Annotated in this window: 22 protein-coding genes; 20 read left to right on the top strand and 2 right to left on the bottom strand. The window is 69.3% G+C overall.

Going from position 1 to position 26,073, the window contains the following annotated elements:
- Window positions 1-32: 32 nt before the first annotated feature.
- From AU072_RS25705 to AU072_RS25635, 15 genes are all read left to right on the top strand, one after another.
- A complete protein-coding gene (locus AU072_RS25705) occupies window positions 33-1,550 on the top strand; it encodes a UDP-N-acetylmuramoyl-L-alanyl-D-glutamate--2,6-diaminopimelate ligase (protein ID WP_064416369.1) in 1,518 nt (505 codons plus the stop codon).
- A complete protein-coding gene (locus tag AU072_RS25700; RefSeq protein WP_064416368.1) occupies window positions 1,547-3,064 on the top strand; it encodes a UDP-N-acetylmuramoyl-tripeptide--D-alanyl-D-alanine ligase in 1,518 nt (505 codons plus the stop codon). Before AU072_RS25705 ends, AU072_RS25700 begins: the two co-directional genes overlap by 4 nt.
- Window positions 3,061-4,140: a phospho-N-acetylmuramoyl-pentapeptide-transferase gene (mraY, locus tag AU072_RS25695; protein ID WP_064416367.1), complete on the top strand. Its 1,080-nt coding sequence runs from the start codon at window positions 3,061-3,063 to the stop codon at window positions 4,138-4,140. Before AU072_RS25700 ends, mraY begins: the two co-directional genes overlap by 4 nt.
- Entirely contained in the window at window positions 4,133-5,611 is a 1,479-nt protein-coding gene (gene murD / locus AU072_RS25690) for a UDP-N-acetylmuramoyl-L-alanine--D-glutamate ligase (protein WP_174523692.1), read from the top strand. Before mraY ends, murD begins: the two co-directional genes overlap by 8 nt.
- A gap of 6 nt (window positions 5,612-5,617) precedes the next feature.
- Window positions 5,618-7,126: a putative lipid II flippase FtsW gene (ftsW, locus tag AU072_RS25685; RefSeq protein ID WP_064416365.1), complete on the top strand. Its 1,509-nt coding sequence runs from the start codon at window positions 5,618-5,620 to the stop codon at window positions 7,124-7,126.
- Between the two features lie 95 nt (window positions 7,127-7,221).
- Window positions 7,222-8,289: an undecaprenyldiphospho-muramoylpentapeptide beta-N-acetylglucosaminyltransferase gene (gene murG / locus AU072_RS25680; protein WP_234787642.1), complete on the top strand. Its 1,068-nt coding sequence runs from the start codon at window positions 7,222-7,224 to the stop codon at window positions 8,287-8,289.
- A gap of 38 nt (window positions 8,290-8,327) precedes the next feature.
- Window positions 8,328-9,731 (top strand): UDP-N-acetylmuramate--L-alanine ligase, encoded by a 1,404-nt coding sequence (gene murC, locus AU072_RS25675; RefSeq protein WP_064416482.1) that lies wholly within the window; start codon window positions 8,328-8,330, stop codon window positions 9,729-9,731.
- Window positions 9,728-10,678, top strand: a complete 951-nt coding sequence (locus tag AU072_RS25670; RefSeq protein ID WP_064416363.1) for a cell division protein FtsQ/DivIB — start codon at window positions 9,728-9,730, stop codon at window positions 10,676-10,678. Before murC ends, AU072_RS25670 begins: the two co-directional genes overlap by 4 nt.
- A 197-nt stretch (window positions 10,679-10,875) precedes the next feature.
- Window positions 10,876-12,015, top strand: coding sequence for a cell division protein FtsZ (ftsZ, locus tag AU072_RS25665; protein ID WP_064349978.1), 1,140 nt, complete (start codon window positions 10,876-10,878; stop codon window positions 12,013-12,015).
- 19 nt (window positions 12,016-12,034) lie between these two features.
- A complete protein-coding gene (gene pgeF, locus AU072_RS25660; protein WP_064416362.1) occupies window positions 12,035-12,742 on the top strand; it encodes a peptidoglycan editing factor PgeF in 708 nt (235 codons plus the stop codon).
- Between the two features lie 8 nt (window positions 12,743-12,750).
- Window positions 12,751-13,542, top strand: a complete 792-nt coding sequence (locus tag AU072_RS25655; RefSeq protein ID WP_064416481.1) for a YggS family pyridoxal phosphate-dependent enzyme — start codon at window positions 12,751-12,753, stop codon at window positions 13,540-13,542.
- 13 nt (window positions 13,543-13,555) lie between these two features.
- A complete protein-coding gene (locus tag AU072_RS25650) occupies window positions 13,556-14,191 on the top strand; it encodes a cell division protein SepF (RefSeq protein WP_064416361.1) in 636 nt (211 codons plus the stop codon).
- A 120-nt stretch (window positions 14,192-14,311) separates the two neighbouring features.
- On the top strand, window positions 14,312-14,602 hold the full coding sequence (locus AU072_RS25645) for a YggT family protein (protein ID WP_064349985.1): 291 nt from the start codon (window positions 14,312-14,314) through the stop codon (window positions 14,600-14,602).
- A 205-nt stretch (window positions 14,603-14,807) separates the two neighbouring features.
- The gene (gene wag31 / locus AU072_RS25640; protein ID WP_064416360.1) at window positions 14,808-15,608 is read left to right on the top strand and encodes a DivIVA-like cell division protein Wag31; all 801 of its coding nucleotides are present in this window, start codon (window positions 14,808-14,810) and stop codon (window positions 15,606-15,608) included.
- A 26-nt stretch (window positions 15,609-15,634) separates the two neighbouring features.
- Window positions 15,635-15,961 (top strand): hypothetical protein, encoded by a 327-nt coding sequence (locus tag AU072_RS25635; protein ID WP_064416359.1) that lies wholly within the window; start codon window positions 15,635-15,637, stop codon window positions 15,959-15,961.
- Between the two features lie 16 nt (window positions 15,962-15,977).
- Here the strand turns inward: AU072_RS25635 and AU072_RS25630 are convergent, their stop codons facing one another.
- The gene (locus AU072_RS25630) at window positions 15,978-16,649 is read right to left on the bottom strand and encodes a phosphoribosyltransferase (protein ID WP_064416358.1); all 672 of its coding nucleotides are present in this window, start codon (window positions 16,647-16,649) and stop codon (window positions 15,978-15,980) included.
- Between the two features lie 94 nt (window positions 16,650-16,743).
- Here AU072_RS25630 and AU072_RS25625 point away from each other — a divergent pair, with 94 nt between their 5' ends.
- Entirely contained in the window at window positions 16,744-18,093 is a 1,350-nt protein-coding gene (locus tag AU072_RS25625; protein WP_064416357.1) for a TIGR01777 family oxidoreductase, read from the top strand.
- Here AU072_RS25625 and AU072_RS25620 read toward each other — a convergent pair.
- Window positions 18,072-18,806, bottom strand: a complete 735-nt coding sequence (locus AU072_RS25620; RefSeq protein WP_064416356.1) for a type 1 glutamine amidotransferase — start codon at window positions 18,804-18,806, stop codon at window positions 18,072-18,074. The genes AU072_RS25625 and AU072_RS25620 overlap by 22 nt on opposite strands.
- A gap of 42 nt (window positions 18,807-18,848) precedes the next feature.
- Here AU072_RS25620 and AU072_RS25615 point away from each other — a divergent pair, with 42 nt between their 5' ends.
- The 4 genes from AU072_RS25615 (at window position 18,849) to AU072_RS25600 (ending at window position 26,036) form a co-directional block, all read left to right on the top strand.
- Window positions 18,849-20,393 carry a phospholipase D family protein gene (locus AU072_RS25615; protein ID WP_064416355.1) on the top strand — a complete coding sequence of 515 codons (1,545 nt, stop codon included), beginning with the start codon at window positions 18,849-18,851 and terminating at the stop codon, window positions 20,391-20,393.
- A complete protein-coding gene (locus AU072_RS25610) occupies window positions 20,390-21,931 on the top strand; it encodes a phospholipase D family protein (RefSeq protein ID WP_064416354.1) in 1,542 nt (513 codons plus the stop codon). Before AU072_RS25615 ends, AU072_RS25610 begins: the two co-directional genes overlap by 4 nt.
- Before the next feature lie 73 nt (window positions 21,932-22,004).
- Complete coding sequence (locus tag AU072_RS25605; protein WP_120271030.1) at window positions 22,005-25,277, top strand: helix-turn-helix transcriptional regulator; 3,273 nt, start codon at window positions 22,005-22,007, stop codon at window positions 25,275-25,277.
- A gap of 9 nt (window positions 25,278-25,286) precedes the next feature.
- Window positions 25,287-26,036 (top strand): alpha/beta fold hydrolase, encoded by a 750-nt coding sequence (locus AU072_RS25600; protein WP_064416352.1) that lies wholly within the window; start codon window positions 25,287-25,289, stop codon window positions 26,034-26,036.
- Window positions 26,037-26,073: the final 37 nt, after the last annotated feature.

Genomic DNA, 26,073 nt, shown 5'->3' with positions numbered 1-26,073 from the left:
CCGCACAGGCGACTCGGTACTGTGACAACGCCATGAACCTGCGACCCAGCCATCCCGCCGGCGCGGCGCTCGGGCCGCTGGCCGGGCAGGTCCAGGCGGTGCCCGCGGGCGGTGCCGTACCGGACGTCCGCGTCACCGGCGTCACGCTGCGCAGCCGGGACGTCGAACCGGGTGACCTGTTCGCGGCGCTGCCGGGGGCCTCGTCGCACGGCGCCCGCTACGCCGCCGAGGCGATCACCCGCGGTGCGGTGGCGGTCCTCACCGACCCCGACGGGCTGGCACTGTTGGGATCGGACGTACAGATACCGGTCGTGGTCCACCCGGCTCCGCGCTCGGTGCTCGGCGCACTGGCCGCCGAGGTGTACGGGCAGCCGTCCGAGAGGCTGCGGGTCATCGGGGTCACCGGCACCTCCGGCAAGACCACCACCACCTACCTGGTGGAGGCGGGCCTGCGATCGGCGGAGCGGGTGGCCGGACTCGTCGGCACCGTCGGCATCCGGATCGACGGACGCGATCAGGCCAGCGTCCTCACCACGCCCGAGGCGCCCGATCTGCAGGCGCTGCTCGCGGTGATGGTCGAGCAGGGCGTCGACACGGTCGTGATGGAGGTGTCGAGCCACGCGCTCACCCTCGGCCGCGTCGACGGTGTGCGCTTCGCGGTCGGCGGGTTCACCAACCTGTCCCGCGACCATCTCGACTTCCATCCGACGATGCGGGACTACTTCGAGGCCAAGGCGCGACTGTTCGCTCCCGAATCCCCCAACCGCGCAGAGCTTTCCGTGCTGTGCGTCGACGACGACGCCGGCCGCGAGATGGCCAGGCTGGCCCGCGAACCGGTGACGGTCAGCGCGACGGGCCGCGTCGCCGATTGGCGTGTCGAGGATGTCCGCACGGTCGGACGCAACGCGCAGGAGTTCTTCGCGGTCGATCCGGCGGGGGTGCACCACCATCTGCAGATCGGGCTGCCCGGGCGCTACAACGTGGCCAACTGCCTGCTCGCGATCGCGCTGCTCGACGCGGTCGGTGTGTCACCCGAACAGGCCGTGCCCGGCCTGCGCACCGCGACCGTGCCGGGGCGGATGGAGCCCGTCGAGTGCGGGCAGGATTTCCTCGCGTTGGTCGACTACGCGCACAAGCCGGGCGCCCTGCAGGCCGTGTTGGAGACGTTGCGGGCACAGAGCGACGGCCGGTTGGCGGTCGTGTTCGGGGCGGGCGGAAACCGCGACCCCGGCAAGCGGGGGCCGATGGGCGGTGTCGCCGCCGAACTGGCCGATCTGGTGGTGGTGACCGACGACAATCCGCGCGACGAGGATCCCGCCGAGATCCGCGCGGCGATCGTGGCCGGCGCGGTGGGCCGCGCCGAGATCGTCGAGATCGGCGATCGACGCGCCGCGATCGAGCACGCGGTGGCGTGGGCGCGACCCGGCGATGTCGTGCTCATCGCGGGGAAGGGCCACGAGGCGGGGCAGACCAGCGCCGGGGTCACCCGGCCCTTCGACGACCGCGAGGAGTTGGCACGCGCCCTCGAGGCACGGGGACTACTGCCGTGATCGACCTGACCCTGGCCCGGGTCGCCGAAATCGTCGGCGGCCGCCTCGCCGACATCTCCGAAGCCGACGCCGCGACCACCCGGATCACCGGCACCGTCGAGTTCGACTCGCGGGCCGTCACGGCGGGCGGTCTGTTCCTCGCGCTGCCTGGAGCCCGATCGGACGGACACGACTTCGCCGCCGCCGCGGTGCAGGCCGGGGCCGCGGCGGTGCTGGCCGCCCGCCCGGTCGGCGTGCCGGCGATCGTCGTCGACCCGACACCGGAGACATCCGACCGGGCAGCGGGCGTGCTCGAACACGACGTCGACGGTTCGGGGGCAGCCGTGCTCGCGGCGCTGGCGAAGCTGGCCGCGGCGGTCGCCGCCGAACTCGTCGCGGCCGGGCTCACGATCATCGGCATCACCGGATCATCGGGTAAGACCTCGACCAAGGACCTCGTCGCCGCGGTGCTGGCCCCGCTCGGCGAGGTGATCGCACCCCCGGGCTCGTTCAACAACGAACTCGGGCATCCGTGGACGGTGCTGCGCGCGACACGTTCCACCGACTTTCTGGTGTTGGAGATGTCGGCTCGGCATCGCGGCAACATCGCCGCGCTGGCCGCGATCGCCCCGCCCTCGATCGCGGTGGTGCTCAATGTGGGCACCGCGCACCTCGGCGAATTCGGTTCGCGGGAGGCCATCGCCGAGACCAAATCCGAACTGCCACAAGCGGTTTCAGCGTCAGGAGCCGTCGTACTCAATGTCGACGACGCGGCGGTGGCGGCGATGGCGGCAAAGACCGCCGCGCGCATCGTGGCGGTGTCACGGGAGCCGGGCGGCCGCGACGTGGATGTGTGGGCCGACGCGATCACCCTCGACGAGCTGGCCAGGCCGCGGTTCACCCTGCACGCCGGCGCCGGGTCCGCCGACGTCGCACTGGCCGTGCACGGGGACCACCAGGTCTCCAACGCCCTGTGCGCGGCGGCTGTGGCGCTGGAGTGCGGCGCCTCCCTCGAGCAGGTGGCCGCTGCGCTGGCGACCGCGGGCCCGGTGTCCAAACACCGCATGCAGGTCGCCACCCGCAGCGATGGCGTCACGGTGATCAACGACGCCTACAACGCCAACCCGGACTCGATGGGCGCGGGCCTCAAGGCGCTGGCGTGGATGGCCCGCGAAGGCGGGGGGCGCCGGCGGAGCTGGGCCGTGCTGGGCGAGATGGCCGAACTCGGCGACGACGCGATATCCGAGCATGACCGCATCGGCCGACTGGCCGTGCGCTTAGATGTGTCACGACTCATCGTCGTCGGAACCGGGAGGACTATGAGCGCCATGCACCACGGCGCGGTGATGGAGGGATCGTGGGGGGCTGAGGCCACCATGGTCGCCGACGCCGACGCGGCGCTGGAACTCCTGCGCGCCGAACTGCAACCGTCCGACGTCGTGCTGGTGAAGGCGTCGAACGCGGCCGGACTCGGCGCGCTGGCCGAAGCTCTGCTCGATCTACGGCCCGCCGACATCCGGGACCTGAACGCATGAGGCAGATCCTCATCGCCGTCGGCATCGCGCTGACGGTGTCGATCCTGCTCACCCCGGTGCTGATCCGACTGTTCACCCGACAGGGGTTCGGCCACGAGATCCGCGAGGACGGACCGCCCACCCACGCCAAGAAGCGCGGGACCCCCTCGATGGGCGGCGTCGCGATCGTCGCGGGTATCTGGGCCAGCTACCTGGGCACCCACCTCGTCGGCGTCGTGATCGACGGCCGGGGCCCGTCGGCTTCGGGCCTGCTCGTGCTGTTCTTGGCCAGCGCCCTGGCCGTCGTCGGATTCGTCGACGACCTGATCAAGATCCGGCGCTCGCGCAACCTCGGGCTCAACAAGACCGCCAAAACCGTCGGCATCCTGGCCGCCGCCGTGATCTTCGGTGTGCTGGCCCTGCAGTTCCGCAACGCCGACGGGCTCACACCCGGCAGCGCCGAACTGTCCTATGTGCGCGAGATCGCCACGGTCACACTGCCGCCCGCGCTGTTCGTGTTGTTCTGCATCGTGGTGGTCAGCGCGTGGTCGAACGCGGTGAACTTCACCGACGGGCTGGACGGGCTGGCCGCGGGCGCGATGGCGATGGTGTGCGCGGCCTACGTGCTGATCACCTTCTGGCAGTTCCGCAATGCCTGCGCGACGAGTCCGGGCCTGGGCTGTTACAACGTGCGCGACCCTCTCGACCTGGCGATCATCGCCGCTGCCACCGCGGGTGCCTGTATCGGATTCCTGTGGTGGAACGCCGCGCCCGCCAAGATCTTCATGGGCGACACCGGCTCGCTCGCCCTCGGCGGCATCATCGCCGGGCTCTCGGTGGCCAGCCGCACCGAGATGCTGGCCGTGGTGCTCGGCGCCCTGTTCGTCGCCGAGGTGGTGTCGGTCGTCGTGCAAATCCTGGCGTTCCGCACGACCGGCCGCAGGGTGTTCCGGATGGCGCCGTTCCACCATCACTTCGAGCTGGTGGGGTGGGCCGAGACCACCGTGATCATCCGGTTCTGGTTGCTCACCGCGATCGCGTGCGGGCTCGGGGTCGCGTTGTTCTACAGCGAGTGGTTGACGACCGTCGGTGCCTGACATGACGCAGCTCGAGCCGCTGGTCCCCGGCGCCCGGGTGCTGGTGACCGGCGCGGGCCTGACCGGCCGTTCGGTCAGCGCCGTGCTGGAGCCCACCGGCGTGCGGTTGACGATCTGCGACGACGATCCGTTGGCGCTGCAGCGCTTGATCACTCCCGCCAAGGTCGTCACGACCGCCGAGGCCCGGGCCACGATCGGCGAGTACGCGCTGGTGATCACCAGTCCCGGGTTCGCGCCGACCGCGCCCGTGCTGGCCGCCGCGGCGGAAGCGGGCGTGCCGGTCTGGGGCGACGTGGAGCTGGCCTGGCGGCTGGACCGGGCGGGCTGGTTCGGGCCGTCGCGGCGCTGGCTCGTCGTCACCGGGACCAACGGCAAGACCACGACCACGTCGATGCTGCACGCCATGCTCGTCGCCGCCGGGCGACACGCGGTGCTGTGCGGCAACATCGGCAACCCCGTGCTCGACGTCCTCGCCGAACCGTCCGACCTGCTCGCGGTGGAGCTGTCCAGCTTCCAGCTGCATTGGTCGCCCTCGCTGCGACCGGACGCCGGCGTGGTGCTCAACGTCGCCGAGGACCACCTCGACTGGCACGGGTCAATGGCCGCCTACGCCGCCGCCAAGGCCCGCGTGCTCGACGGCCGCGTCGCCGTGGTCGGACTCGACGACCCGGTGGCCGCGGGTCTGCTCGGCACGGCCGCCGCCCCGACCCGCGTCGGGTTCCGGCTGGGGGAGCCCGGCCCGGGCGAACTGGGTGTCGTCGACGGCACGCTGGTGGACAACGCGTTCGGCGATCCGCCCGAAGGCGGCTGGACGCTGGCCGAGGTTGCGTCGATCCCGGTGGCCGGCCCGGTCGGGGTGCTCGACGCGCTCGCCGCCGCCGCGCTGGCCCGCGCGGTCGACGTGCCACCGGCGGCCATCGCCGACGCCCTCACCGGGTTCCGGGTCGGCAGACACCGCGCGGAGGTGGTGGCCACCGTCGACGGCGTCACCTATGTCGACGACTCGAAGGCCACCAACCCGCACGCCGCGGGTGCGTCGATCGCCGCCTACCCGCGGGTGGTGTGGGTGGCCGGCGGTCTGCTCAAAGGCGCCTCGGTCGACGAGCTGGTCACTTCGATGGCGAATCGGCTGGTCGGGGCGGTGTTGATCGGCCGCGACCGGGCCCTGATCGCCGAGGCGTTATCGCGACACGCCCCGGATGTCCCCGTCATCGAGGTTGTGACGGGGGAGGATTTTGGGGTGCAAGGGACAAATGGGTCGGATGTTAGTCCTGTTACTAATGTGATCAGGCTGGGCGGTGCGCCATCCGGTGACGCGATCATGGCCGCGGTGGTCGACGCCGCCCGCGGGCTGGCCCGGTCCGGCGACACCGTGCTGCTGGCCCCCGCCGGCGCCTCCTTCGACCAGTTCAGCGGCTACAGCCACCGTGGCGACGCGTTCGCCGACGCCGTGCGCGCCCTGACCCGATAGTCGCCGATGGCCACCATCCTGACCCGGCTGCGGCTTCGCAGGACGGGCGCCGAAGACAAACCGGCCGAGCCGGTAACCGCCGGGCATCGGACCCGGGTCGGTGCGTGGCTCGGCCGCCCGATGACGTCGTTTCACCTCATCATCGCGGTGGCCGCGCTGCTGACCACGCTGGGTCTGACGATGGTGCTGTCGGCGTCCGGGGTGTACTCCTACGACCAGGACGGCTCGCCGTGGGTCGTATTCGCCAAGCAGGTGATGTGGACGGTCGTCGGGCTGTTCGCGTTCTACGTCGCGATGCGGATCCCGGTGCAACTGATGCGGCGCATGGCCTTCTCCAGCTTCGCGCTCACCATCGTCCTGCTGATCCTGGTGCTCATCCCGGGCATCGGCACCGTGGCCAACGGTTCGCGCGGGTGGTTCGTGGTCGCGGGGTTCTCGATGCAGCCCTCCGAGCTGGCCAAGATCGCGTTCGCCATCTGGGGCGCGCACCTGCTGGCCGCGCGCCGCATGGAGCAGGCGTCGCTGCGCGAGATGCTGATCCCGCTGGTGCCCGCCGCCTTCGTCGCGCTGGCGCTCATCGTCGCCCAGCCCGACCTCGGGCAGACGGTGTCGCTGGGCATCATCCTGTTGGGCCTGCTCTGGTACGCCGGGCTGCCGCTGCGGGTGTTCGTGTCGTCGCTGCTCATGGTCGTGGTGTCGGCCGTCGTGCTGGCCATGGCCGAGGGGTACCGCTCGGCGAGGGTGCAGTCCTGGCTGAACCCGGGCGCCGACACGCAGGGGTCGGGCTATCAGGCCCGCCAGGCACGGTTCGCGCTGGCCAACGGCGGCGTGTTCGGCGACGGCCTCGGCCAGGGCGCGGCCAAGTGGAACTACCTGCCCAACGCGCACAACGACTTCATCTTCGCGATCATCGGCGAGGAACTCGGATTCATCGGCGCCGGTGGCCTGCTGTGCCTGTTCGGCTTGTTCGCCTACACCGGGATGCGCATCGCGCGGCGCTCCGCGGACCCGTTCCTGCGCCTGCTCACCGCCACCGCGACGCTGTGGATCATGGGCCAGGTGTTCATCAACGTCGGGTATGTGGTCGGCCTGCTACCCGTGACCGGGTTGCAGCTGCCCCTCATCTCCGCAGGTGGAACCTCAACGGCGACAACGCTTCTGATGATCGGCATCATGGCGAGCGCGGCACGGCACGAACCGGAGGCGGTGGCGGCGTTGCGGGCCGGGCGCGACGACCGGGTCAACAGGCTGCTCCGGCTGCCGCTGCCCGCGCCCTACGTGCCGTCGCGGACCGAGGCGGTGCGCGACCGGCTCAACAAGCGCAGCCCGAAACGATCAGGCAAACCGCCGGCGCCAAAGCGCACCCGGGCGCCCAAGCCCGCGGCCAAACAGCCGCCCAAGCCCGCCCGTAAACGTCAGACGGCCGGTAAGCCGGCCCGGGCGGCAAGGCATCATGGAGGCGGCCGCACGGACACCAGCCGGCGGCGCGCACTGGAAGGTCAGCGTTACGGGTGAACGACACGGGTCCCGTCCCTCGGCGGCCGGGGGACGACCGGGGAGTCTCCGTGGTCCTCGCGGGCGGCGGTACCGCGGGACACGTCGAACCGGCGATGGCGGTGGCCGACGCGCTGACCGAACTCGTGCCCGACGTGCGGATCACCGCTCTGGGTACCGAGCGCGGCCTGGAAACCAGGCTGGTCCCCGAACGCGGCTACCACCTCGAGCTGATCACGCCGGTGCCGCTTCCGCGCAAACCCTCCGGTGACCTCCTGCGCCTACCCCTTCGGGTGCGGCGGGCGGTACGGCAGACGCGGGCGCTGCTCGACGAGGTCGAGGCCGACGTGGTGATCGGCTTCGGCGGCTACGTCGCGCTGCCCGCCTATCTGGCCGCGCGCAGTGTGCGCCGAAGCAGGCGCGTGCCGGTGGTGGTGCACGAGGCCAACGCCAGCGCGGGCTGGGCCAACCGGGTCGGCGCGCGTTCGGCGCGGCGGGTGCTCTCGGCCGTTCCCGACCCCGGGCTGGGCCGGACCACCGAGGTGGTCGGGGTGCCGGTGCGCGCGGCGATCACCTCCCTGGACCGCGCGGCGTTGCGGGCCGAGGCCCGCGCACATTTCGGGTTCACCCCCGACGCCCGGGTGTTGTTGGTGTTCGGGGGGTCCCAAGGCGCGCAGTCGCTGAACCGCGCGGTATCGGGCGCAGCCAAAGACCTTGCCGCGGCTGGCATTTCGGTGCTCCATGCGCACGGCCCCAAAAACACCCTCGAGTTGCGCGAACCCGCCGACGGTGACCCGCCGTATGTTGCTGTGCCGTATCTGAACCGGATGGATCTCGCATACGCCGCGGCCGACGTGGCGATGTGCCGGTCGGGTGCGATGACGGTCGCCGAGCTGACCGCGGTCGGGTTGCCTGCGGTGTACGTTCCGCTGCCGATCGGCAACGGCGAACAACGGCTCAACGCGCTTCCCGTGGTCGACGCGGGTGGCGGGCTGATCGTCGACGACGCCGACCTGTCGCCGAGTTTCGTCGCCGAGACCGTCGTCGATCTGCTCACCGACACCGGCCGGTTGCAGACGATGACGGCAGGCGCGGCGCTGGCCGGTCACCGCGACGCGGCCAGGAGGGTCGCCGAGATCGCCATCGAGGTGGCCCGAGCCGAGCCCCGAAAGGGTATGCGGTGAAACCGAAGTCGTTGCCCGAGGAGCTGCAGCGGGTGCACATGGTGGGCATCGGCGGTGCCGGCATGTCGGGCATCGCGCGCATCCTGCTCGACCGCGGCGGGTTGGTGTCGGGCTCCGACGCCAAGGAGTCGCGGGCGGTGGCCGCATTGCGGGCCCGCGGCGCCTCGATCCGGATCGGGCACGACGCCTCCTCGCTGGACCTGTTGCCCGACGGGCCGACCGCCGTCGTCACCACCCACGCCGCCATCCCCAAGACCAATCCCGAACTGGTCGAGGCCCGTCGCCGCGGTGTCCCGGTGATACTGCGGCCGGTGGTGCTGGCCAAGCTGATGGCTGAGGACACCACGTTGATGGTGACCGGCACCGCGGGCAAGACGACGACCACCTCGATGCTCATCGTGGCGTTGCAGCACAGCGGCTTCGATCCGTCCTTCGCCGTGGGCGGCGACCTCGGCGAGGCCGGCACGAACGCCCACCACGGCAGCGGCGCGTACTTCGTGGCCGAGGCCGACGAGAGCGACGGATCGTTGGTGCAGTACGAGCCCGACATCGCGATCGTGACCAACGTCGAAGTCGACCACCTCGACTTCTTCGGCAGCGAACAGGCCTACGTCGACGTGTTCGACGCGTTCATGGAGCGCATCAAACCCGGTGGCGCACTGGTGGCCTGCCTCGACGACCCGGGCGCCGCCGCGCTGGCCGAGCGCACCGCGCGGCTGGGTATCCGGGTGCTGCGCTACGGCAGCGACCCGGCCCAATCCTTGGACGCCACCCTGCTCAGCTGGGAGCAGCAGGGCACGTCCGCCGTCGCCCACATGCAACTGGCCGGCGAGGCCCACCCGCGGGTGATGCGGCTGTCGGTGCCCGGACGCCACATGGCCCTCAACGCGCTCGGGGCGCTGCTGGCCGCGTTGCAGGTCGACGCGCCCATCGACGCGGTGCTCGACGCGCTGGCCGACTTCGAGGGCGTGCGCCGCCGGTTCGAGTTGGTCGGCACCGCCGCGGGGGTGAAGGTGTTCGACGACTACGCCCACCATCCGACCAAGGTCGCCGCCGCGCTGACCGCGGTGTGCGCGCTGGCCAAGGAGTCATTGGGCCGCTCGATCGTCGTGTTCCAACCGCACTTGTACTCGCGCACAGAGGCTTTCGCTCGCGAGTTCGGCGCAGCGTTGAGTGCGGCCGACGAGGTGTTCGTGCTCGACGTCTATGCCGCTCGTGAGCAGCCCATCGTCGGCGTGAGCGGCGCCACCGTCGCCGAGCACGTCACCGTGCCGGTCACCTATGTGCCCGATTTCGCCGCCGTCGCCGAGAGGGTGGCCGCGGCCGCCGCACCGGGCGACGTCGTCGTCACGATGGGGGCCGGTGACGTCACGATGCTCGGCCCGGAGATCCTGACCGCGCTGCGCGTCAAGGCCAACCGGAGCACGCCGGGGTCGCGATGACCGGGCCGATCGACCGTGACCCGCAGTCCCCGGAGTTCCCGGAACCCTCGGCGGAGCCCGAGCCGCAGGAGGAGGCGCCGCAGCCGCAGGAGACGCCCCAAGACACCGAAACACCCGTTGAGACAACGGATTTCGAGGGCCCGCGCCGGCGGGCGCGCCGCGAGCGTGAGGAGCGCCGCGCGGCGCAGGCCCGCGCCATGGCGATCGAGGAGGCCCGCAGGGAGGCCAAACGGCGTGCGCTGGGCAAGCCCGCCTCCGACACCCGCAAACTGCGCCGGGGAACGGTCCGCGGACTGAAGGTGCTGATGTGGTCGGCGCTCATCAGCGTCATCGTCGTCGGGCTGGGGCTGCTGCTGTACTTCACGCCGGTGATGGCGGTGCGCAACACGGTGGTCACCGGTGTGGGCGCGGTGACGCAGGAGGAGATCGTCGCGGCGGCGGCCGTCGCACCGGGCACGCCGCTGCTGCAGGTGAACACCGACAGCGTCGCCGAACGGGTGGCCGCGATCCGGCGGATCGCCAGTGCGCGTGTTCAGCGCCAGTACCCGTCCACCTTGCGGATCACCGTCGTCGAGCGGGTGCCGGTGGTGGTCAAGGACTACCCGGACGGACCACACCTGTTCGACCGCGACGGCGTCGACTTCGCGATCGGCCCACCGCCGCCCGGGGTGCCCTATCTCGACACCGAGAATCCCGGTCCCAACGACGAACCGACCAAGGCGGCCCTGCAGGTGATGACGTCGCTGCGTCCGGAGGTCGCCGCGCAGGTCGCCCGCGTCGCGGCGCCCTCGGTCGCGGCCATCACCCTGCAGCTCATCGACGGCAGGGAGGTGGTGTGGGGGACCACCGACCGAACCGAGGAGAAGGCGCTCAAACTCGGGGCGTTGCTCACCCAGCCCGGCAAGACCTATGACGTGTCGAGTCCGGACCTGCCCACCGTGAAGTGAGTCGGCGCGCGTCCAGCCGCGAAGTTGCACGAAAAATTTGTCGCGCGTGTCGGCGCGCCTGCATCGCTGGGTCGCGACCTCGCCCTACCGTTCTGGTTGCGCGGAACAACTTGACATAACTATAACCCTCTGGTTGAGGTTTAGGGTTTGCCAAAGACTCGGCGTGTCGTCGGACAACTTGGGAGGAAGGGATCGCGATGACCCCCCCACACAACTACCTCGCCGTCATCAAGGTGGTCGGCATCGGGGGCGGCGGAGTCAACGCCGTCAACCGGATGATCGAACAGGGCCTCAAGGGCGTGGAGTTCATCGCCATCAACACCGACGCGCAGGCGTTGTTGATGAGCGACGCCGACGTCAAGCTCGACGTCGGTCGCGACTCCACGCGCGGCCTCGGCGCGGGCGCCGATCCCGAGGTGGGGCGCAAGGCCGCCGAGGACGCCAAGGACGACATCGAGGAACTGCTGCGCGGCGCCGACATGGTGTTCGTCACGGCGGGCGAGGGCGGCGGCACCGGCACGGGCGGCGCGCCCGTCGTGGCGTCGATCGCGCGCAAGCTGGGCGCACTGACCGTCGGCGTGGTGACGCGGCCCTTCTCGTTCGAGGGCAAGCGGCGCAGCAACCAGGCCGAGAACGGTATCCAGGCGCTGCGGGAGAGCTGCGACACGCTCATCGTGATTCCCAACGACCGCCTGCTGCAGATGGGCGATGCCGCGGTTTCGCTGATGGACGCGTTCCGCAGCGCCGACGAGGTGCTGCTCAACGGCGTGCAGGGCATCACCGACCTGATCACCACGCCCGGCCTGATCAATGTCGACTTCGCCGACGTCAAGGGCGTGATGAGCGGGGCAGGCACCGCGCTGATGGGCATCGGCTCGGCGCGGGGTGACGGCCGTGCGCTCAAAGCCGCCGAGATCGCGATCAACTCGCCGCTGCTGGAGGCCTCGATGGAGGGGGCCCAGGGTGTGCTGCTCTCGGTCGCGGGCGGCAGCGATCTGGGCCTGTTCGAGATCAACGAAGCCGCGTCGCTGGTGCAGGACGCCGCTCACCCCGACGCCAACATCATCTTCGGCACGGTCATCGATGACTCGCTCGGCGACGAGGTACGGGTCACCGTGATCGCCGCGGGCTTCGACTCGGCCGGCCCCGGACGCAAACCCGTGGTCAGCCCGGCCGAAGGGCAGGGCATCACCCCGGGTAAGGCCGGCAAGGTGAGCACATCGCTGTTCGAGCCCGCGGACCCGGCGAGCGTGCCGGTGCACACCAACGGCGCGACGGTCAGTATCGGCGGGGACGATGACGACGACGTCGACGTGCCGCCGTTCATGCGCCACTGATCCGGCAATACTGGCGACCGTGACGGTTCGCATACGGCGCGTGACCACGACACGGGCCGGCGGCGTCTCCGCGCCGCCGTTCGACACCTTCAACCTCGGCGACCACGTCGGCGATGATCCGCAGGCCGTGGCCGCCAACCGTAAACGGCTCGGCGACGCCATCGGATTGGGCGACGACGCGATCGTGTGGATGAATCAGGTGCACGGCGATCACGTCGTCGTGGTCGACGGCGCCACGGTTCACGCCGTCGATGAAACTGACGCATTGGTCACCGCCACACCGCGATTGGCTTTGGCGGTGGTTACCGCCGATTGCGTTCCCGTTTTATTGGGTGACGCGCGCGCCGGTGTGGTGGCCGCCGTGCACGCCGGGCGCGTCGGTGCGCAGAAGGGCGTCGTGTCGCGCACCGTGGAGGTGATGCTGTCGCTGGGCGCGCACGCCGAGGACATCTCGGCGCTGCTCGGGCCCGCGGCCAGCGGGCGCAACTACGAGGTCCCGGCCGCGATGGCCGCCGAGGTCGAGACCGCGTTGCCGGGCAGCCGCACGACGAGTTCGAAGAACACGCCCGCGCTGGACCTGCGAGCCGGAATCCACCGGCAGTTAACGAATTTGGGCGTCAAGGCCATCGACGTCGACCCTCGCTGCACGATCGAGGACCCCAACCTGTTCAGCCATCGGCGCGACGCCCCGACCGGGCGGCTCGCCTCACTGGTGTGGATGGAGTGAGCGACACCGTGCCGTCATCCCGCGAAGTCGAGCTGAGCGAAGCGCTGGTGGCCGTGCGCACCAGGCTCGCCGCCGCCGCCGAGGCCGCGGGACGCGATATCGGCGAAATTGAATTGTTACCGGTAACCAAATTCTTTCCCGCCGGCGATGTCGCAATTCTTCGCCGCTTGGGTTGTGAGGCTTTCGGCGAATCACGGGAACAGGAAGCGTCGAATAAGGTCTCAGAAATCGCTTCGATTCCGGATATCGGACCCATTCGCTGGCACATGGTCGGACGGATACAGCGCAATAAAGCGCGGTCCATTGCCGGCTGGGCGTATGCGGCGCACTCGGTCGACACCCGCAAGTTGGTCGACGCCCTGAGCCGCGCGGCGTCCACCGCGCTCGAGGAGCGCCGACGCGCCGAACCGCTGCGCGTCTTCATCCAGGTGAGCCTCGACGGGGACGAAAAGCGCGGCGGTGTCGACATCAACAGGCCCGACGCGGTCGATGAGTTGTGCGCCGCGGCGCACGCCGCATCCGGGTTGGCGTTCGCCGGTCTGATGGCGATCCCTCCGCTCGACGAGGACGCGGACGCGGCGTTCGCGCGGGTGAACACCGAGTACAGGCGGGTCCAGGCCGCCTACCCGCAGCGCCTCGAGCTGTCGGCCGGGATGTCGAACGATCTCGAAGCGGCGGTCAAACACGGCTCCACATGTGTGCGTGTCGGTACCGCGTTATTGGGACAACGTCCTTTACCGTCACCAGAAGTAGTCACTCCAGTCACATCTTCATCACAGACACCAGAGTCCAGGGCATGAGAAGGGTCGAACGATGAGCACACTTCACAAGGTCAAGGCCTACTTCGGTATGGCCCCGATGGACGATTACGACGACGAGTACTACGAGGACGACGACCGCGGCGCCTCCCGTGGGTATTCGCGCCGTGGTCGAGACGACCATTTCGACGACGACGGTTACGGCCCGGAGCACCGCGGCTACGACGACCGCGACTACGACGATGCGCCCGGCGGTTACCGCGGTTACGAGGACCGCTTCGAGCCGAGACTGCGCGCACCGCGCGAATTCGAGCGTCCCGCACCACGTTTCGCCCCGATGCGCGGTGCCACCCGCGGCGCGCTGGCCATGGACCCGCGCCGGATGGCCGAGCTGTTCGAGGCGGGCAGTCCTCTGGCGAAGATCACCACGCTGCGGCCGAAGGACTACAGCGAGGCCCGCACGATCGGCGAACGGTTCCGCGACGGAACCCCGGTGATCATGGACCTGGTCTCGATGGACAACGCCGATGCCAAGCGCCTCGTCGACTTCGCCGCGGGCCTGGCTTTCGCGCTGAGGGGGTCCTTCGACAAGGTCGCCACGAAGGTGTTCCTGCTGTCGCCGGCCGACATCGACGTGACGGCCGAGGAGCGGCGCCGCATCGCCGAGGCCGGCTTCTACTCCTATCAATAGGACGTCTCACCGACGGGTAGGCTGGCGTCGCGTGCGGGCTTGAGCGGTCTCTTTGGCGACTTGCCTGTATCAAGCCCGTATGAAAAGTCACATCTGTGCCCGTAGTGAGGACCGTCGGCGTTGTCGCTCTTCTTTGAAATCCTGGGCTTCGCCCTGTTCGTCTTCTGGCTGTTGTTGATCGCGCGGGTCGTGGTCGAGTTCATCCGGTCGTTCTCGCGGGACTGGCATCCGAAGGGTGCCACCGTGGTGATCCTCGAGATCATCATGACCTTGACCGATCCGCCGGTGAAGCTGCTGCGGCGCCTCATTCCCCAGCTCACGATAGGTGCGGTGCGGTTCGACCTGTCGATCATGGTGCTGCTGCTGGTCGCGTTCATCGGTATGCAACTGGCCTTCGGCGCGGCGGCCTGAGACCGCGCACGCAGCGGACGTTTGCCCAGAAGAAATTGAGCGGCGAAATGGTCGTCGGGTCACCGGCCGTGTTTGAAATTCGCTCTTAATTTCATCCTCTTCTGCTACGGCCGCGGCTGGTGTGACAGGATGGACGCCAGTTACGTTCCACCCACGCTTTACACTTTGAGACCGGTTGACTGTCCAGACTTCATAGGGGGCGACAATGCCGCTCACACCCGCCGACGTTCACAACGTCGCGTTCAGCAAGCCACCCATTGGCAAGCGCGGCTACAACGAGGACGAGGTTGACGCCTTCCTCGATCTGGTCGAGAACGAGCTGACGCGCCTCATCGAGGAGAACACCGACCTCCGGCAGCGTGTCGCCGAGCTGGAGCAGGAGTTGGCTTCCGGCGGTTCCGGCGGTGGCCAGTCGACACAGGCCATACCCGTCTACGAGCAGCCCGCCCCCGAGCCCGCTCCGACGCCGCAACCGGCCTACGAGGCGCCCTCGGCGCAGGCCAGTGAGGACCAGGCGTTGAAGGCGGCCAAGGTGTTGAGCCTGGCCCAGGACACGGCGGACCGGTTGACCAGCACCGCCAAGGCGGAGTCGGAGAAGCTGCTCGCCGATGCGCGGGCGCAGGCCGACGCACTGGTGAGCGAGGCCCGGCAGACGGCCGAGACCACCGTGGCGGATGCTCGCCAGCGCGCCGACGCGATGCTGGCCGACGCCCAGACCCGGTCGGAGGCGCAGCTGCGCCAGGCGCAGGAGAAGGCCGACGCCCTGCAGGCCGACGCGGAGCGCAAGCACTCCGAGATCATGGGCACCATCAACCAGCAGCGCACGGTGCTGGAGGGCCGCCTCGAACAGTTGCGCACCTTCGAGCGCGAATACCGCACCCGGCTCAAGACCTATCTGGAGTCCCAGCTCGAGGAGCTCGGCCAGCGCGGTTCGGCCGCGCCCGTCGACTCCAGCGCCGGAAACGACGGTGGCGGCTTCAATCAGTTCAACCGGGGAAACAACTGAACCCCGGTCTGGCCTAGGGTTGATCAATGCTGATCGTTGCGCTCGTCCTCGCTGTCATCGGCCTCGCGGCGCTGGTGACCGCCGTTGTCACCAGCAATGAACTGATCGCCTGGGTCTGTATCGCGGCCAGCGTGATCGGTGTGGTGCTGCTGATCGTCGACGCGGTGCGAGAGCGGTCGGGCCGCAAGGCCGACACCGCCGCCGACGCGCAGACCGATGCCGACCCGGAGTACTACGAGGACTATCCCGACGACCAGACCGTCGCGGAGCAACCCGAGTACGCGGGCGAGCCCGGCGCGGACGACGAGACCACGGTCGTCGAACAAGCCGACTCCGGCGAAGACCGCCGCTAATCCGTTGGGGCTGTTGCTAATTCCCGTCGGTTAACAGTTCGCGGACCTCGTCGTCGCTGACCTGATGGAAGTCGGCGAACACCTGGCCGACGGCCTCGAAGCCCGGGGGCATGCTCGCGCAGACCACGTCGTCGGCTTCCCTGGCCAGCTCCCGGCACGCCGACGGCGGTCCGACCGGGACGGCGACCACGACCCGAGCCGGGTTCTGGGCCCGCACGGCCCGCACCGCAGCGAGCATGCTGGCTCCGGTGGCGATCCCGTCGTCGACGAGGATCACCGTCCGCCCCGCCAGTTGCGGCGGTGGCCGGTCGCCCCGGTAGGCCCGCTCACGGCGACGCAACTCGTCGGTCTCGCGAGCGATCGCGGCTTGTATCGCCTCGTCACCGATCCCGAGACTGCGGACGAGGTTGTCGTTGATCACCACGCCGCCCCCGCTGGCCAGCGCACCCATGGCCAGCTCTTCCCACTGCGGCACCCCGAGCTTGCGGACCAGAAAGACGTCGAGGGGAGCCGCCAGCGAGCGGGCCACCTGCCAGGCGACCGGAACGCCGCCGCGCGCGAGACCCAACACCACCACATCGTGACCGCGGTAGGACGACAACTCGCCGGCCAGAACCTCGCCGGCCTCCCGGCGATCCTGATACAGGCGTTTGCCGCTTCGGCGGGCGAGCCCGCTCCATCCGTTCATGACAGCCGCTTCGATGTGGGACGTTGTCAGACTACGACCGTGGGTACCCCACCCGGACGCAATCCATCGGCACGACGGCGACGAATATCGACACATGGGAATCGAATACGAGAGTGTCGTCGAGCATCCGCGCGACGAGGTGTTCGCCTGGTACGCACGACCCGGCGCGATGAGGCGCCTGGTCCCGCCGTGGCAGCCGATGAAGGTGATCGCCGAAGCGGGATCGCTGGCCGACGGGCGCGCGGTGCTCGGATTGCCGGGCGGTCTGCGCTGGATCGCCCAGCACGATCCGGACCGCTACGACCCGCCGCATCGCTTCGTCGACGTGCTGTCCTCGGACGGGCCGGCGTCGTGGCCGCCGCGCCTGGTCGGTCGGTGGACCCACATTCACGAGTTCGGCGAGGCCTCCGGCGGCACCCGGGTGTACGACCGCGTCGAGGCGCCGGTGCCGGCGGCGGCGTTGCGGAAAATGTTCGTCTACCGCCACCGCCAGCTGGCCGACGATCTGGCCGCCCACCGCGACGCCGCCGACGCCGGGCTGGCACCGCTGACCGTCGCGGTCACGGGTGCGTCGGGCCTGGTCGGCTCGGCGTTGACCGCGTTTCTGAGCACCGGAGGGCACCGGGTGATCCGGTTGGTGCGACGGGCGGCGACGGGTCCTGACGAGCGGCGGTGGAACCCCGATCGGCCGGACCCCGGGCTGTTGACCGGGGTCGACGCGGTCGTGCACCTGGCGGGCGCGTCGATCGCCGGCCGGTTCACCGACGCCCACAAGGACGCGGTCCGCGCCAGCCGCGTCGAACCGACCCGTCGGCTCGCCGAGGCGGCGGCGCGGACCGACGACGGCCCCCGGATGTTCATCAGCGCGTCGGCGGTCGGCATCTACGGGTTCGACCGCGGTGATGCGGCGCTGACCGAGGAGAGCGTGGCTGGTGACGGCTTCCTGGCCGAGGTGGTCCGGGAGTGGGAGGCGGCGACGGCTCCGGCCGCCGAGGCGGGGCTGCGGGTCGTCACCGTCCGGACGGGGATCGTGCAGTCCGCGCGTGGCGGCACGCTGCGGCTGATGCGGCCGCTGTTCGCCGCCGGCCTGGGTGGTCGGCTGGGCGGCGGCAGGCAGTGGCTGGCGTGGATCGCGCTCGATGATCTGCTCGACGTGTACCTGCGCGCGCTCTACGACGATCGGATGGCCGGTCCGGTCAACGCCGTGGCCCCGCATCCGGTGCGCAACGCCGACTACACCCGGACGCTGGCGCGGGTGCTGCGTCGTCCCGCCGTCGTGCCGGTGCCGTCGTTCGGGCCGCGGCTACTGCTCGGTGAGCAGGGGGCCCGCGAACTCGCCGAGGCGGATCAACGGGTGCTGCCCGCCGCGTTGCAGGCGCTGGGGCATCGCTTCCGCCATCCGTCGCTCGACGGTGCGCTCGCTCACGAGCTCGGGCACGGTTGACCGACCACGCGCGTCACGAAACCGTGCACGAGACGTCGCACCCTTTTGGCCGCATCGTCAGCCAACGCGGTTGTCTGGGAACGTAATTCGTCGTGGGTGAGACCGAACGCGGCGACCTCGCCGACGTCGTCGTCGCCCAACCATCGGTCCAGCAGCTCGAGGTCGACCTCGGGGTGGAATTGCAGGGCGAGCGTGCGGCCGAGCAGGAACGCCTGGGAAGCGGTCGCGGTGCGGGCCAGTTCGGTGGCACCGGGCGGCAGTGTCCAGCGGTCGTAGTGCCACTGAAACCACCGGCCGCCGGGCACCAGCAGGGGATCGGTGGACTCGACGTCATACCAACCGATCTCGGGCGACGGCGCTCGTGTGACCGTTCCGCCGAAGGTCTGCGCCAGCAATTGTCCGCCGAAGCAGACGCCGAGGATCGCGATCCCGGCGTCGGCGGCGCAGCGCATCATCGTCATCTGTTCGCCGACCCAGGTGCGGCCCAGCGCGTCGTCGTAGACGGGCCAGCGCGCACCCAGGGGCACGAGCACGTCGTAGTTGGTCGGGTCGGGGAAAGTGACGTGGCCGGCCGGGGAGTGCGCGCGTCCGGCGGGCACCACCTCGAAGGTGTGCACGTCGAAACCCGCGTCGACGAACGCCTCGCCCAGCAGCGCCTCGGTCGCGATGGGGTCGTTGTAGAGGAACAGGGCTTTTGCCGTCACGCGCCCCATTATTTCGCGCGTAGATCCCGTGTCGAGTGGGCATCCCACGGGGTGTCAGTCCTGGCCGAATGGTTTCTCACCGCCGGTGAACGCGGCAATCCCGATTGGGAACTGCCCGCGTGGAGTGAGGGTAATCAGGCCGAGGCGTTGATTCACGGCGCGTCGTATTTCGATCGGCTCGTTACGGAGGTCGAGGCGCTCGGCGCGGGAGATCACCTGTTCTTCGCCGACTGGCGTGGCGACGCCGACCAGAGGTTGCGCGACAACGGCCCGACCGTCGCCGAACTGTTCCGCGCGGCGGCCGAACGCGGCGTGCTCGTCAAGGGCCTGATGTGGCGGTCGTATCCGAATCGCTTGCAGTTCAACGAGGAGCAGAACCGCCATCTGGCCGAGACCATCGAGCGCGCGGGCGGGGAGGTGTTGCTCGATCAACGGGTACTGGTGGGCGGATCACATCATCAGCGACTGGTACTGCTGCGTCACCCGGAAGAACCGGATCGCGACGTCGCGTTCATCGGAGGCATCGACCTGAGCCACTCGCGCCGTGACGACGCGTCGCATCGCGGTGATCCGCAGGCGGTGCAGATGTCGAGCCGGTACGGGGAGCGGCCGCCGTGGCACGACGTGCAACTACAGGTGCGCGGTCCGGTCATCGGCGCGCTGGACGTCACGTTTCGGGAGCGGTGGACGGCGCGGGCGCCGTTGGATCTGTTCAACCCGCTCGCGTGGCTGCGCGACAGGTTCGGTGGCGATTCGCGACGACGCCCGTTGCCGGACCAGCCACCGGATCCGCCGGCCTGCGGGCCGCACGCGGTGCAGGTGCTTCGCACCTACGGTGACGCGTTGATCGAGTACGAGTTCGCCAAGGAGGGCGAACGCAGCATCGCGCGCGGTTACACAAAGGCGATCCGGCGCGCCCGGCGCCTGATCTATCTGGAGGATCAGTATCTGTGGTCCGAAGAGGTCGCCAACCTGCTCGTCGGCGCGCTGACCGAGAACCCCGAACTGCAGCTGGTGGCCGTCGTGCCACGGTATTTCGATCTCGAGGGTGGTTTGGGTCGGCCACCGACGCTGGTCGGGCGCCAGCTGGCACTCGACGCGTGCCGACGCGCCGCGCCTGACCGGGTGCACGTGTTCGACGTCGAAAATCACGAGGGGACACCGGTTTACGTGCACTCCAAGGTGTGCGTCATCGACGACACCTGGGCCTGCATCGGCAGCGACAACTTCAATCGCCGGTCGTGGACGCATGACAGCGAACTGTCGTGCGCGGTGCTCGACGCCGACGACAGGTTCGCGCGCGATCTGCGGCTGCGGTTGCTGCGCGAGCACCTCGATCGGGCGGAGGACGGTAGCCAAGACGAGGGTCTGGTCGACGCGGCGACCGCCGTCGACGAGATCATCGCCTGTGCAGAGACTTTGGAAAAGTGGCATCGGTCGGGCCGCTCCGGCCCGCGACCACCCGGGCGGCTGCGGCCACACGAGAGCGAACGGGTCGATCCGCTGACGCGGTTGTGGGCCGAACCCGCCTACCGGATGATCTTCGACCCTGATGGTCGCTCATACCGCGACCGGTTGTTGCGGCGGCGCCCGTGAACGTCGAGGAGTGGTTCCTGACCGCGCAGGAGCGCGGCAACCCCGCATCGGACATCCCGCCGTGGTGCGACGGCAACCGCGTCGAACCGCTCGTGCACGGCTCGACCTACTTCGACCAGCTCGCCACCGAGGTGGAGGCGCTCGGGCCGGGTGACTATGTGTTCTTCACCGACTGGCGTGGCGACCCGGATCAGAAGATGCGCGACGACGGTCCCACTGTTCGCGAAATGTTCTGCCGCGCAGCCGAACGCGGTGTGGTGGTCAAGGGCCTGGTGTGGCGGTCGCATCTGGACGAACTGTCCTACAGTGAAGAAGAGAACCGCCATCTCGGTGAGCACATCGAGAAGGCCGGCGGTGAGGTCCTGTTGGACCAGCGGGTGCGGATCGGCGGTTCGCACCACCAGAAGCTGGTCGTGATCCGGCATCCCGGTGAGCCCGAGCGCGATGTGGCGTTCGCGGGAGGCATCGATCTGTGTCACTCGCGCAGGGATGACGCCTCGCATCGCGGCGACCCGCAGGCGATCGAGATGTCGCCGCGCTACGGCGACCGTCCGCCGTGGCACGACGTCCAATTGCGGCTGCAGGGGCCTGTCGTCGGCGCGTTGGACATGACGTTTCGCGAGCGGTGGAACGATCCGGCGTCGCTGGACATGCTGAACCCCCTGGCGTGGCTGCGGGACAAGTTCAGTGGCGCGGACATGACGGCCGACGCGCTGCCGGAGCAACCGCCGGACCCGCCACGGTGTGGTCCGCACAGCGTGCAGGTGCTGCGGACCTATCCGGATGCCCACTTCGCGTACGACTTCGCACCGCACGGCGAGCGCAGCATCGCACGCGCGTACAGCAAGGCGGTTCCGCGTGCCCGCCGGCTGATCTACCTGGAAGACCAGTACCTGTGGTCGAAGCGGGTGGCCGACCTGTTCGCCGCCGCCCTACGGGACAATCCCGATCTGCATCTGGTCGCGGTGGTGCCGCGCTACCCCGACGTCGACGGCCGGCTGGCGTTGCCGCCCAACCAGGTCGGCCGTTGGCAGGCCATCGAGACGTGTCACCGCGCCGCACCGGACCGGGTGCATGTATTCGATGTCGAGAACCATGAGGGCACACCGGTGTACGTGCACGCAAAGGTGTGCGTGATCGACGACGTGTGGGCGTGTTCGGGTAGTGACAACTTCAACCGACGATCATGGACGCACGACAGCGAGTTATCCTGCGCCGTACTGGATTCCGACGGTGTGTTCGCCCGCGACTTCAGGCTGCGGCTGATGCGCGAGCACCTGGACCGGGCCGGGGACGGCAGCGAGGACGGCGGACTGGTCGATCCGGTCACCGCGGTGTCCGAGATCGTCGAGGCCACCGAGGCGTTGGAGGCGTGGTACGCCTCCGGTCGTAGGGGACCGCGACCGCCGGGCCGGTTGCGCCCGCACAAGGCCGAGCGGCTCGGGCTGCTGACGCGGTTGTGGGCCGAGCCCGTGTACCGGTTCATGTACGACCCGGACGGGCGGTCGTATCGGGACAGGCTCCGGCGCAAGCTGTGAACCCGGCGCCCGGGGAGAGATCTACGCGTTTGCGCTGATGTTTTGCCGATACGCGGGTCGCATGCTGGCTAGCATGAGCGCACTCGAGTGGAGCGAACTTGGTGTGAGCGGACTGCCGACCGGAACCGTGACGTTGCTGCTGGCCGACGTCGAGGGGTCGACACGGTTGTGGGACTCGCAGCCCGAGGAGATGCGCGCGGCCATCCGGCGGCTCGACGCGACGCTGGCCGATCTCGTGATCATGAACAACGGTGCCCGCCCCGTCGAGCAGGGCGAGGGCGACAGCTTCGTGCTGGCGTTCGCGCGCGCCAGCGATGCGGTGGCCTGCGCGCTGGCGTTGCAGCGGGCGCCGCTGGCCCCGATCCGGCTGCGCATCGGCGTGCACACCGGTGAGATCCAACTACGCGACGAAGGCAACTACATCGGGACGACGATCAACCGCACGGCGCGGCTGCGCGATCTCGCACACGGCGGGCAGACGGTGCTGACGGGTGCGACCGAATCCATGGTCGTCGACTATCTGCCCGAGGGGGCGTGGCTTTCCGACCTCGGATCGCATCCGCTACGGGACCTGCCCCGACCCGAACGGGTTGTACAGCTGTGCCATCCCGACATCCGCAACGACTTCCCGCCCCTGCGCACGGCCGACGCCGCGCTGAGACACGACCTGCCCGCGCAGCTGACGCGATTCATCGGACGCCGCAAGCAGATCGGCGAGATCGGTGAGCTGCTGACCGGCCGCCGGCTGGTGACGCTCACCGGTGCGGGCGGGGTGGGCAAGACGCGGCTGGCCGTGCAGATCGCTGACCGCACCGATCTGCCGTCGGTCTGGTATGTGGACCTTGCTCCGATCAGCGATCCGGATCTCGTGCCCGTCGCCGTGCTGCGAGCGCTCGGGGTACCGGATCAGCCGGGTCGCTCGACGTTGGACAGCATCGTCGAATTCATCGGCCAGCATGCGGGACTGGCGGTGCTCGACAACTGCGAGCATCTGCTCGACGTCAGTGCCGAGCTGATCACCACTCTGCTGGAGCGGTGTTCTGCGCTGCGGTTGCTGGCCACCAGCCGAGAACCGATCGGCGTCGAAGGTGAGCTCGTGTGGCGGGTGGCATCGCTGGCGATCGACGACGAAGCCGTCGAGTTGTTCGTCGACCGCGCCCGCCATGTCCAGTCGGATTTCACTCCCTCGGACGAGGAACTCGCGATCGTCAGCGAGATCTGCAGGCGTCTGGACGGCATGCCGCTGGCCATCGAGCTGGCGGCCGCCCGGGTCCGCGCCCTGTCCGTACGGGAGATCCTCGACGGCCTGCACGACAGGTTCCGCCTGTTGACGGGCGGATCACGAAAAGCGGTGCGTCGCCAGCAGACCCTCAAAGCATCCGTGGACTGGTCGCATCAGATGTTGACCGAACCCGAACGAGTCGTCTTCCGGCGGCTGGCGGCATTCGCCGGAGACTTCGACCTCGAAGCCGCGCAGGCGGTGGCCACGGGCGGAGAGGTCGAGCGCTTCCAGGTGCTCGATCTGCTGATGCTCCTGGTGGACAAGTCACTGGTGTTGGCCGAAAGCTCCAGTGGGCGAGTGCGATACCGGTTACTGGAAACGGTCCGCCAGTACGCGCTGGACAAACTCGGGGAGTCCGGTGAAGCCGACACGGTGCGCGGCCGCCACCGGGATCACTACAACTCGATGACCGCTCAACTCGAGGTGCCGGGATGCGCCGAGTATGACCGCCTCGTCTCACAGGCCGAACTCGAAATCGACAACCTCCGTGCCGCTTTCGCGTGGAGCAGGGAGCGTCAGGACGTCGACGCGGCATTGCGCCTCGCAAGCTCGCTGCAACCGCTGTGGCTCATGCGCGGACGGGTCAAAGAGGGATTGTCCTGGTTCAACGCCGTGCTGAGCGACCCGGCGCTAGAGGGGGCGTCCGATGTTGCAGCCCGGCTCAGCGCGATTGCCGATCGGGCGGTGCTCCACGCGTGGGCGGTCACGGTCGGCGTCACCGATGACCTCGAACAGGCCCTGGCGACGGCGAGGGAACTCGACGACCCCGCATTGTTGCTTCGGGTGCTGGTGTCGTGTGTCGGGGCGGCCACGTTCGACGCGCAGGCGGCCTACCCGTATATCGACGAAGCTCTCGAGTTGGCACGGCTATTGGGCGATCGGTGGCGACTGTGCCAGATCCTCGCGTGGAAGGCGCTCATCGCCATCCTTCTCGGAGATCCGGTGGCGGCCCGGACGGCCGGCGAGGAGGGCCAATCGCTGGCCGAGGAAGTCGGAGACGTGTTCATGGCGCGCATGAACCGTTACTGGGGCCCGGCGCTGGCGGCGTTCCAGCACGGCGATCTGAAGTACGGCACAGAGTCATTGCAGGGACTTCTCGCTGAGGCCGACGCATCAGGGGACGTGCTGCACGGCCTCCTTGCGCGTATCGGTCTTGCGCACGTATCTGTATTGACGGGCGACCCCGCCGCGGGTCGAAGTTTGGCCGAGGCGGCCATTGAAACCGCATCCACGGTCGGTCCCTACCTCGAACCATGGGCGTACGCGCCGCTGGCTTACGCTGCCCTCGCCGAGGGCGATCTGAAAGCGGCTGCGCGGGCGTGTGATTTGGCGTCGCAGCGCATCAATGCACAGCCCGAAACGGCGATAACGAACGTCAATCCACTGGCCGAGCTCGAACTCGCCAAAGGTGATTTGCGCGCTGCCAGAGAGTACGCGGACGTTGACGTGTCGCTGATGCATGGGTGGCATCTGGCGCGTGCCCTGGTGATCCGTGCTCGCGTCGCGATGGCGCAGGGTGAACCGGCGCAGGCCTTCGAAGATCTGCGCCGAGCGCTCGACTGCATTGCCGCCCATCAGACCTATCAAATCGCGCCCGATGCCTTCGAGGTGCTCGGTGAGTTGACAGGTGTGGCCGGCGATCAGCGCAATGCTGCGCGGTTCCTCGGTGCCGCCGACGCCATGCGGGCACGCATGGGACTGGTCCGGCTCCGGGTGCACGACGCGACGTACGCGGAATCGGTGTCGCTACTCACGGAGTCCCTCGGAAAGAACGACTTCGAGGCGCTGTGGGACGAAGGGACCGCGTTGTCCATCGAAGAGGCCATCGCGTATGCGCAGCGCGGACGTGGTGAGCGCAAGCGCCCGTCGACAGGCTGGGCCTCATTGACTCCGACCGAACTCGGCGTGGTCCGATTGGTCGCCGAGGGACTCGGCAACAAGGACATCGCCGCACGGCTCTTCGTGTCGCATCGCACGGTGCAGACGCACCTGACCCACGTTTACACGAAGCTCGGACTGGCGTCGCGGGTGCAGCTGGCTCAGGAGGCCGCGCGGCACGCTTAGGATCGCCGTATGACAGTCGTTCTGGTGCATGGCAATCCGGAGACGGATGCGATCTGGGGTCCGCTGGTCGACGCGCTCGGCCGCGATGACGTGGTGCGGCTCTCCCCGCCCGGATTCGGTGCACCGTTGCCGGACGACTTCTCGGCGACTTATCTCGATTATCGCGACTGGCTCGAGCGCCAACTGGAGCGATTCGACGAGCCGGTCGATCTGGTGGGACACGACTGGGGCGGCGGCCACGTCGTCAACGTGGCGATGCACCGTCCCGAACTCCTGCGCACCTGGGCCAGTGACCTCGTGGGGCTGTTCGATGCCGACTACGTCTGGCATGACCTCGCGCAGGTGTGGCAGACGCCCGAAGCCGGCGAGGAACTGGTCGAGGCGATGATGGGCGGCACGGTCGAGGACAGGACGGCGCAGATGGCCGATCTCGGGCTCCCGACCGACATCGCGACATCGCTGGCGAAGGCCCAAGGCCCGGAGATGGGGCGCGCGATCCTGGTGCTGTACCGATCGGCCGCCCAGCCGGTTCTCCGCGAAGCCGGGCGCGGGTTGGGCACCGCCGCCTCGCGGCCCGGCCTGTCGATACTCGCCACCGAGGATCCGTACGTCGGAACCGAGGACATGCGCCGCCGGGCGGCCGAGCGTGCCGGCGCGCGGACCGAAGTTCTCGAGGGGCTCGGACACTGGTGGATGGTCCAGGATCCGGCGCTCGGGGCCGAGGTGCTCACGCGCTTCTGGGAGACCGCCGCTGACTGACGGTCGTGTCGGCTCAGCCGTTCGCGCGCATTTCTGA

It is taken from the genome of Mycolicibacterium novocastrense (genome assembly GCF_001499835.1).
GTDB lineage: Bacteria > Actinomycetota > Actinomycetes > Mycobacteriales > Mycobacteriaceae > Mycobacterium > Mycobacterium novocastrense.
The sequence above is the reverse complement of the archived record's forward strand: the minus strand, read 5'-3'. Positions and strand labels throughout refer to the sequence as shown.

What these genes read in the sequence shown, in the direction of transcription:
- AU072_RS25705 (WP_064416369.1), top strand. Translation starts at nt 33, where the DNA reads ATGAACCTGCGACCCAGCCATCCCGCCGGCGCGGCGCTCGGGCCGCTG.
- mraY (WP_064416367.1), top strand. Translation starts at nt 3,061, where the DNA reads ATGAGGCAGATCCTCATCGCCGTCGGCATCGCGCTGACGGTGTCGATC.
- ftsW (WP_064416365.1), top strand. Translation starts at nt 5,618, where the DNA reads ATGGCCACCATCCTGACCCGGCTGCGGCTTCGCAGGACGGGCGCCGAA.
- murG (WP_234787642.1), top strand. Translation starts at nt 7,222, where the DNA reads ATGGCGGTGGCCGACGCGCTGACCGAACTCGTGCCCGACGTGCGGATC.
- murC (WP_064416482.1), top strand. Translation starts at nt 8,328, where the DNA reads ATGGTGGGCATCGGCGGTGCCGGCATGTCGGGCATCGCGCGCATCCTG.
- AU072_RS25670 (WP_064416363.1), top strand. Translation starts at nt 9,728, where the DNA reads ATGACCGGGCCGATCGACCGTGACCCGCAGTCCCCGGAGTTCCCGGAA.
- ftsZ (WP_064349978.1), top strand. Translation starts at nt 10,876, where the DNA reads ATGACCCCCCCACACAACTACCTCGCCGTCATCAAGGTGGTCGGCATC.
- AU072_RS25650 (WP_064416361.1), top strand. Translation starts at nt 13,556, where the DNA reads ATGAGCACACTTCACAAGGTCAAGGCCTACTTCGGTATGGCCCCGATG.
- wag31 (WP_064416360.1), top strand. Translation starts at nt 14,808, where the DNA reads ATGCCGCTCACACCCGCCGACGTTCACAACGTCGCGTTCAGCAAGCCA.
- AU072_RS25635 (WP_064416359.1), top strand. Translation starts at nt 15,635, where the DNA reads ATGCTGATCGTTGCGCTCGTCCTCGCTGTCATCGGCCTCGCGGCGCTG.
- AU072_RS25630 (WP_064416358.1), bottom strand. Translation starts at nt 16,649, where the DNA reads ATGAACGGATGGAGCGGGCTCGCCCGCCGAAGCGGCAAACGCCTGTAT.
- AU072_RS25625 (WP_064416357.1), top strand. Translation starts at nt 16,744, where the DNA reads ATGGGAATCGAATACGAGAGTGTCGTCGAGCATCCGCGCGACGAGGTG.
- AU072_RS25620 (WP_064416356.1), bottom strand. Translation starts at nt 18,806, where the DNA reads ATGGGGCGCGTGACGGCAAAAGCCCTGTTCCTCTACAACGACCCCATC.
- AU072_RS25605 (WP_120271030.1), top strand. Translation starts at nt 22,005, where the DNA reads ATGAGCGCACTCGAGTGGAGCGAACTTGGTGTGAGCGGACTGCCGACC.
- AU072_RS25600 (WP_064416352.1), top strand. Translation starts at nt 25,287, where the DNA reads ATGACAGTCGTTCTGGTGCATGGCAATCCGGAGACGGATGCGATCTGG.